At 74.5% G+C, this 6146-nt stretch carries 9 protein-coding genes; 4 read left to right on the top strand and 5 right to left on the bottom strand.

Annotated elements, in window-relative coordinates:
- Positions 1 to 98: 98 nt before the first annotated feature.
- From JNL41_RS12220 to hemC, 3 genes are all read right to left on the bottom strand, one after another.
- Positions 99 to 242 carry a hypothetical protein gene (locus tag JNL41_RS12220; protein ID WP_293475282.1) on the bottom strand — a complete coding sequence of 48 codons (144 nt, stop codon included), beginning with the start codon at positions 240 to 242 and terminating at the stop codon, positions 99 to 101.
- A gap of 8 nt (positions 243 to 250) precedes the next feature.
- Positions 251 to 955 carry a uroporphyrinogen-III synthase gene (locus JNL41_RS12215; protein ID WP_293475280.1) on the bottom strand — a complete coding sequence of 235 codons (705 nt, stop codon included), beginning with the start codon at positions 953 to 955 and terminating at the stop codon, positions 251 to 253.
- Positions 956 to 1027: 72 nt separating this feature from the next.
- Positions 1028 to 2005, bottom strand: a complete 978-nt coding sequence (gene hemC / locus JNL41_RS12210) for a hydroxymethylbilane synthase (protein ID WP_293475278.1) — start codon at positions 2003 to 2005, stop codon at positions 1028 to 1030.
- Between the two features lie 71 nt (positions 2006 to 2076).
- Here hemC and tsaD point away from each other — a divergent pair, with 71 nt between their 5' ends.
- The 4 genes from tsaD to JNL41_RS12190 are packed head-to-tail and all read left to right on the top strand — an operon-like array spanning position 2077 to position 4815.
- Positions 2077 to 3180: a tRNA (adenosine(37)-N6)-threonylcarbamoyltransferase complex transferase subunit TsaD gene (gene tsaD / locus JNL41_RS12205; protein WP_293475277.1), complete on the top strand. Its 1104-nt coding sequence runs from the start codon at positions 2077 to 2079 to the stop codon at positions 3178 to 3180.
- Positions 3177 to 4178: an NAD(P)H-dependent glycerol-3-phosphate dehydrogenase gene (locus JNL41_RS12200; RefSeq protein ID WP_293475276.1), complete on the top strand. Its 1002-nt coding sequence runs from the start codon at positions 3177 to 3179 to the stop codon at positions 4176 to 4178. Before tsaD ends, JNL41_RS12200 begins: the two co-directional genes overlap by 4 nt.
- Complete coding sequence (locus JNL41_RS12195; protein ID WP_293475275.1) at positions 4179 to 4463, top strand: YciI family protein; 285 nt, start codon at positions 4179 to 4181, stop codon at positions 4461 to 4463.
- Positions 4450 to 4815 carry a Rieske 2Fe-2S domain-containing protein gene (locus JNL41_RS12190; protein ID WP_293475274.1) on the top strand — a complete coding sequence of 122 codons (366 nt, stop codon included), beginning with the start codon at positions 4450 to 4452 and terminating at the stop codon, positions 4813 to 4815. Before JNL41_RS12195 ends, JNL41_RS12190 begins: the two co-directional genes overlap by 14 nt.
- Positions 4816 to 4827: 12 nt before the next feature.
- Here JNL41_RS12190 and JNL41_RS12185 read toward each other — a convergent pair whose 3' ends face one another.
- Together JNL41_RS12185 and JNL41_RS12180 are read right to left on the bottom strand one after the other, a co-directional pair.
- Positions 4828 to 5580, bottom strand: a complete 753-nt coding sequence (locus JNL41_RS12185) for a creatininase family protein (protein ID WP_293475273.1) — start codon at positions 5578 to 5580, stop codon at positions 4828 to 4830.
- Between the two features lie 69 nt (positions 5581 to 5649).
- Positions 5650 to 6129, bottom strand: coding sequence for a hypothetical protein (locus JNL41_RS12180; RefSeq protein WP_293475272.1), 480 nt, complete (start codon positions 6127 to 6129; stop codon positions 5650 to 5652).
- Positions 6130 to 6146 lie beyond the last annotated feature (17 nt).

Raw genomic sequence — 6146 nt, 5'->3', positions numbered from 1 at the left:
ACCGGCTGAGCTATGGCGGCCCGTCTCCGGGACGCGGGCTTTTACGCGAATGGTCTCGATTTGCAAAGCGCCCCGCGCCCGCGCGGGCCTTCCGGCCGTCAGCCCGCCAGCCGCGGGAGCACCCAGGCCACGGCCGCCCCGGCGGCCACGCACGCGGCGGACAGCGCGACCATGATCCAGAACGTCGCGCCCATCAGCGGCCGGGGCCGATCGTCGTCGGGGTCGCCGGGCGGCTCGCGCATCGCGAGGCTCAGGGCCGCCGGTCGATCAGGTTCAGCAGCGCCGCCTCCAGGGGGAACGGCGGGAAGGCCTTGCCCACCATCGGCGTCCGCGCCAGGGGCTTGACGACCGCCTTCGAGAGCCCCAGCGCCCGCAGGTGCGGCGCGGGATGGGCCTTCAGCACCTTGGCCAGCACCTGCGCCGCGCGCGGGCTGTGCAACAGGACCGCGTCGCTCTTCGCGAGCGCCTCGACGTCGACCGCGTCCAGGTCCACCGCCGCCGTCTCGTAGAGGATCAGCCGCCGCGCCTCGACGCCGTGTTTCTCCAGGGCCCCCGCCAGGTCGCCCGCCGGCTCGGCCGCGCCGGGGTGCAGCACCGCGCCGCGCAGCTCGCCGCGGCGCACCGCGATGCCTTCCGCCAGCGCCTCGACGTCGCCGTCCGCCGACAGCACCGACCTGAAGCCCGCGCTCCGCGCCGCCTGCGCCGTGGCCGCGCCGACGGCGAAGACCTTCAGCGCCCGCTCGCCGCTCGCGTCGGCGAAGGCGCGCACGCCGTTCGCGCTGGTGAAGGCCAGGGCGGCCACGCCGCGCAGGTCGACGGCGACGTCCGGCAGGACCTTCACGGCCAGGAGCGGCGCCACCAGGGGATCGTGGCCCAGCGCCCGGACGCGCTCGGCCGTGACCTCTGCGCCCGGCTGGGCGCGGGTGATCCAGATCCTCTGCCTGCGGCCCGCCATGAGGAGCCTGTTATCCGACCCGCGGAGCTTGCGGAACGGGGAATTGCGACTCCGCGCCGCGTCGGCGGCGGATCAGAGCAGGATGGCGTCGCCGGCCTCGTCCTTCACCGCGGCGCCCAGCGAGAGGCCGAGGTCGCGCGCCGAGGCCAGCGGGTCGGCGAGCTGCGAGATCTCGGTCGCGCCCGTGCGCCGGAACTTCAGCCTGCCGTCCGGCGACAGCGCCTCGACGATCAGGTTCAGCGCGCCGGCGTCCAGCCAGGCGTGCGCCGCCACCGGGGTCTTGCACGACCCCTCCAGGGCCATGAGCGCGCCCCGCTCGGCGGCCACGCACAGCGTCGTCGTCTCGCAGACCAGGCCCGCGACCCACGGCTGGTCGCGGTCGGCCTCGCGGGTCTCCACGGCGAGGGCGCCCTGGCCGGGCGCCGGCGGGACCGCCTTCGGGTCGATGAGGCTCCTCACCCGGTCGCCGAGTCCCAGGCGGCGCAGGCCGGCATAGGCGAGCAGGATCGCGTCGGCCTCGCCCGCCGCCAGCTTCGCCAGCCGCGTATCGACGTTGCCGCGCAGCATCTGCACGTCCAGGTCCGGGCGGCGGTTCAGCGACTGCGCCTGGCGCCGGAGGCTCGCCGTCCCCAGGCGCGCGCCCTGCGGCAGGTCCTCCAGCCGCTCGGCGCCGGGGCTCAGGAAGGCGTCGCGCGGATCCTCGCGCTCGGGCACGGCGGCGATGCACAGGCCCGGCGGCAGCAGCGCCGGCATGTCCTTCATCGAGTGGATCGCGCAGTCGATCCGCCCCTCGATCATCGCCTCCTCGATCTCCTTGGTGAACAGCCCCTTGCCGCCGATCTCCAGCAGGCGGCGGTCCTGCACCCGGTCGCCCGTGGTGGTGATGACGATCAGCGGCGCGACCGCCTCGACCTCGGCGGCGTTCGTCGGGTCGGCGCCCAGCAGGGCCGCGATGCGCCGCTGCATGTGACCGGCCTGGGCGAGGCTGAGCTTCGAGCCGCGGGCGCCGATCCTGACGGGCTTCGATGGGGCGACAGGTTGCGTGGCCACGGGCGGCGGTCTACCTCGGAAACGAAATCTGACCCGGGCTGCTACAGGAGCGGCCCGCCCCCGGCAACCGGATGACCCCGCCCGAAACCGTCCCCCAGCTTGTCCTGGGCCTCGAAACGAGCTGCGACGAGACCGCCGCGGCGGTCGTGCGCCGCCATGCCGACGGCCGGGCCGAGGTGCTGAGCTCGATCGTCGGCAGCCAGATCGCCCAGCACGCGCCCTTCGGCGGCGTCGTCCCCGAGATCGCCGCCCGCGCGCATGTGGAGTCCATCGAGGCCATCGCCGAGGCGGCGCTCAAGGAGGCCGGCGTCGGCTACGGCGGGCTTTCCGGCGTGGCGGCCACCGCCGGCCCGGGCCTGGTCGGCGGCGTCATGGTGGGGCTGTCGTTCGGCAAGGCCGTGGCGCTGGCCCGCGGCCTGCCGCTGGTCGCCGTGAACCACCTCGAAGGCCACGCGATCTCGGCCCGCCTGGGCGCCGACCTGCCCTATCCGTTCCTGCTGCTGCTGGTCTCGGGCGGGCATTGCCAGCTCCTCGCCGTCGACGGCGTCGGCGCGTGCCGCCGCCTCGGCTCCACCATCGACGACGCCGCGGGCGAGGCGTTCGACAAGATCGCCAAGGCCATGGGGCTGCCCTATCCGGGCGGGCCGGCGCTTGAGAAGCTGGCCGAGGGCGGCGACCCCGCGGCCTTCGATCTGCCGCGCATGCTGCTGGGCCGCAAGGACTGCGACTTCTCGTTCTCGGGCCTCAAGACCGCCGCCGCGCGCCTCGCCGAGGGCGTGACCACCGACGTCCGGCGCCGCGACCTCGCCGCCGCCGTCCAAGCCGCCATCGCCGGCCAACTGGCCGAGAAGTCGGACCGCGCCATGAAGGCCTACGCCCGCGACCACGGGGACCGGGGCCTGCGCTTCGTGGTCGCCGGCGGCGTCGCGGCCAACCGCACCGTCCGCGCCGTCCTCGAGCAGGCCGCCCGGCGGAACGGCTTCAGCTTCGCCGCGCCGCCGCTCGCCTACTGCACCGACAACGCCGCCATGATCGCGCTCGCCGGCGCCGAGCGGCTGGCCGCAGGCCTGCGCGACCCGCTGGACGCCGTCGCCCGTCCGCGCTGGCCGCTGGACGAGGCCGCGGCGGCGGCGAATCCCACCCACAAGGCCGGGCGCAAGGGCGCGAAAGCATGAGCGGGATGCTGAACAGGGCGGCCGTCATCGGCGGCGGCGCCTGGGGCACGGCCCTGGCCCAGGTCTGCGCCCGGGCCGGTCGCGAGGTCGTGCTCTGGGCCCGCGAGCCCGAGGTGGTCGAGGCGGTCAACACGCGCCACGAGAACAGCACCTTCCTGCCCGGCGTCCCGCTCGACCCGCTCATGCGCGCGACCGGGGAGATGGCCGATCTCGCCGACGCCGACTTCGTCCTTTCGGTGGCCCCGGCGCAACACACCCGCGCCGCGCTGGCGGCCTTCGGGGCCCATGCCCGCGCCGGCCTGCCGATCGTGCTCTGCTCCAAGGGCGTCGAGCAGGGCTCGCTCAAGCTGATGAGCGAGGTGCTGGCCGAGGCGGTCCCGCAGGCCGTCGCCGCGGTCCTGTCGGGCCCGAGCTTCGCCGGCGAGGTCGCCCGCGGCCTGCCCACCGCCGTGACCCTGGCCTGCGAGGGCGACGCGCTGGGCTGGCAGCTCGCCGAGGCCATCGCGACGCCGACCTTCCGGCCCTACCTCGCCGGCGACCTCGTCGGCGCCGAGGCTGGCGGGGCGGTGAAGAACGTGCTGGCCATCGCCTGCGGCATCTCCGAGGGCCGCGGTCTCGGCAGGTCGGCACACGCCTCGCTGATCACCCGCGGCTTCTCCGAGCTCGCGCGCCTGGCGCTGGCGCTCGGCGGCCAGGCCGAGACGGTCGCCGGCCTCTGCGGCCTGGGCGACCTGGTGCTCACCTGTTCCAGCCCGCAGTCGCGCAACATGAGCGTCGGCCTGGCGCTCGGCGGCGGCCAGACGCTGGAAGAGGCGCTGGCCGGCAAGCTGTCGGTGGCCGAAGGCGTCGCCTCCGCCCCCGCCGTCCGCGACCTGGCCCGCAGGCTCGGCGTCGAGACCCCCATCTGCGAGGCCGTCGCCGCCATCCTGGCCGGCGAGGTCGGCGTCGACGACGCCATCCGCGGCCTGCTCTCCCGACCGCTCCGAGAGGAATCCTGAATGCCGACCTTCGTGCTCTACTGCGTCGACAAGCCGAATGCGCTCGACCTGCGCCTGGCCAACCGCGAGGCGCACCTGGCCTATGTCCGCAGCAAGGCCGACGTCGTGAAGCTGGGCGGGCCGATGACCGACGACGCGGGCGACATGGCCGGCTCGCTGCTGATCCTCGACGTGGCCGACCGCGCCGCGGCCGAAGCGTTCACGGCGGCCGATCCCTACAGCCTCGCCGGCCTCTTCGAACGCGTCGAGATCCGGCCCATCCGGATCACCCTTGGCAAGCCCTGAGCCCGCGAACCCGGCGCGGCCGGCCGCCGGCCTGCGCCTCTGCGCGCTGGGCGAGATCGCCGACCCCGGCGGCAGGTCGTTCCGCTTCCGCGAGGGCGACAAGCTGTTCGCCGGCTTCGTGCTGCGCGCCGGCGACGCGGCGCAGGGCTTCGTCGACAGTTGCCCGCACGCCGGCTGGCCCTTGGCGCCGATGGACGACCGCTACCTGACCCGCGACCGGCGCCACATCCTCTGCGCCGGGCACGGCGCCCTCTTCACCCTCGACGGCCGCTGCGTCGCGGGCCCCTGCGAAGGCGAGCATCTGCGGCCCTGGCCGGTGGAAGTGCGCGACGGCGAGGTCTTCACCGCCTGACGTCCTTCCCCATCATGAGGACGGCGCGCGCTCGCTCCCGAAATCGGCGACGTCCTCCAGAAGCGACGCCGCGGCCAGCTTCACCAGTTCGCCGCCCTTCTCCGGCGTGGCCAGGCCGGGGTCGCTGCCCATCCGCCCGTCGGCATAGCGTGCGCGGAAGTCGGCCGCCTCGCGGATCGGGCCGGTCGGCGCGACCTGCGGGGCGTAGTTGGCGCTCTTGATGCTGTCCGGATAGCCCCATTGGGTGACCGCGATCTCCGACGGCGTCGCGTGGCTCCCGTGGCCCACGGGGAACTGGCGGTTGGCGAGCGCGGTCACGCCCTTCAGGTCCCACCAGTTCCTGAGCTTGCAGGCGAAGCCGCGGCGGCGTCCGGCATAGCTCGCCTCGGCGTAGAGTTCGGAGAACGCCGCCTCGATGGTGGCGACGTTCCCGCCGTGGCCGTTCAGGAAGTAGAGCTTCTCGAACCCGGCGTGGTTCAGGCTGCGGCACCAGTCGCCGATCGCCAGCATGAAGGTGGAGGGGCGCAGCGCGATGGTGCCCGGGAAGTCCAGGTGGTGCTGCGCCATGCCGATGTTGAAGGTCGGCGCCACGATGATGTCGCCGCCCTTCTCCGCCTCGTGGGCGATGATCTCGGGACAGAGCCAGTCGGTGCCCAGGAGGCCGGTCGGCCCGTGCTGCTCGTTCGATCCGATCGGGATGACCACGGTCTTCGAGCGCGCGAGGAACCCTTCGACCTCGGCCCAGGTGGACAGGTGAAGCAGCATCGGGAGGATCCTTCGGGTCTTCAGCCCGCGAGCGCAGGCGTTCGGCATGTTACCACGCAGCGGGCCGGGCTAGCGCGACGCCACTTCGATCTCGACGTCCATCGCCTTCATGCCCACGAGGCGCCAGTCGCGCTTCTCGCGGGCGAAGGTGAGCAGGCAGTCGCCCGCCTTGCCGCGCACGCAGGCCCGGCGGCCGTCGACCTCGCGCATCAGCTTCGCCACCTGGGCCGGCGTCGGCGGCGCGGTCAGCGTCTCGCCCGTGCCGGCGTGGACCACGCGGATGGCGGCGGGGCTGATCATGCGGTCCAGCGCGAACTCGGACGGCCCGCCCTCGACGTCGAGCACCGAGCCGCGCGCCACGTCGGCGATCTGGCGGCGCACGTCGTCGCGCACGGCGGCGCGGTCGATCTCGGCCTCGAAGGCGACCCGGTCGCCCTTCAGCGCGGCGGCCAGCAGGCGGCTGGCGCTCTCGGCGGCGCCCTGCGGCGCGGCGCCGCCGCAGCCCGTCAGGCCCAGGGCGACAACGAGGACGGCGAGCTTCCGAATCATCCGCCGGAGCCTCTGCG

The organism is Phenylobacterium sp., assembly GCF_016793285.1.
Classification (GTDB): domain Bacteria; phylum Pseudomonadota; class Alphaproteobacteria; order Caulobacterales; family Caulobacteraceae; genus Phenylobacterium.
The sequence above is the reverse complement of the archived record's forward strand: the minus strand, read 5'-3'. Positions and strand labels throughout refer to the sequence as shown.

What these genes read in the sequence shown, in the direction of transcription:
- JNL41_RS12200 (WP_293475276.1), top strand. Translation starts at nt 3,177, where the DNA reads ATGAGCGGGATGCTGAACAGGGCGGCCGTCATCGGCGGCGGCGCCTGG.
- JNL41_RS12185 (WP_293475273.1), bottom strand. Translation starts at nt 5,580, where the DNA reads ATGCTGCTTCACCTGTCCACCTGGGCCGAGGTCGAAGGGTTCCTCGCG.
- tsaD (WP_293475277.1), top strand. Translation starts at nt 2,077, where the DNA reads ATGACCCCGCCCGAAACCGTCCCCCAGCTTGTCCTGGGCCTCGAAACG.
- JNL41_RS12220 (WP_293475282.1), bottom strand. Translation starts at nt 242, where the DNA reads ATGCGCGAGCCGCCCGGCGACCCCGACGACGATCGGCCCCGGCCGCTG.
- JNL41_RS12215 (WP_293475280.1), bottom strand. Translation starts at nt 955, where the DNA reads ATGGCGGGCCGCAGGCAGAGGATCTGGATCACCCGCGCCCAGCCGGGC.
- JNL41_RS12195 (WP_293475275.1), top strand. Translation starts at nt 4,179, where the DNA reads ATGCCGACCTTCGTGCTCTACTGCGTCGACAAGCCGAATGCGCTCGAC.
- JNL41_RS12180 (WP_293475272.1), bottom strand. Translation starts at nt 6,129, where the DNA reads ATGATTCGGAAGCTCGCCGTCCTCGTTGTCGCCCTGGGCCTGACGGGC.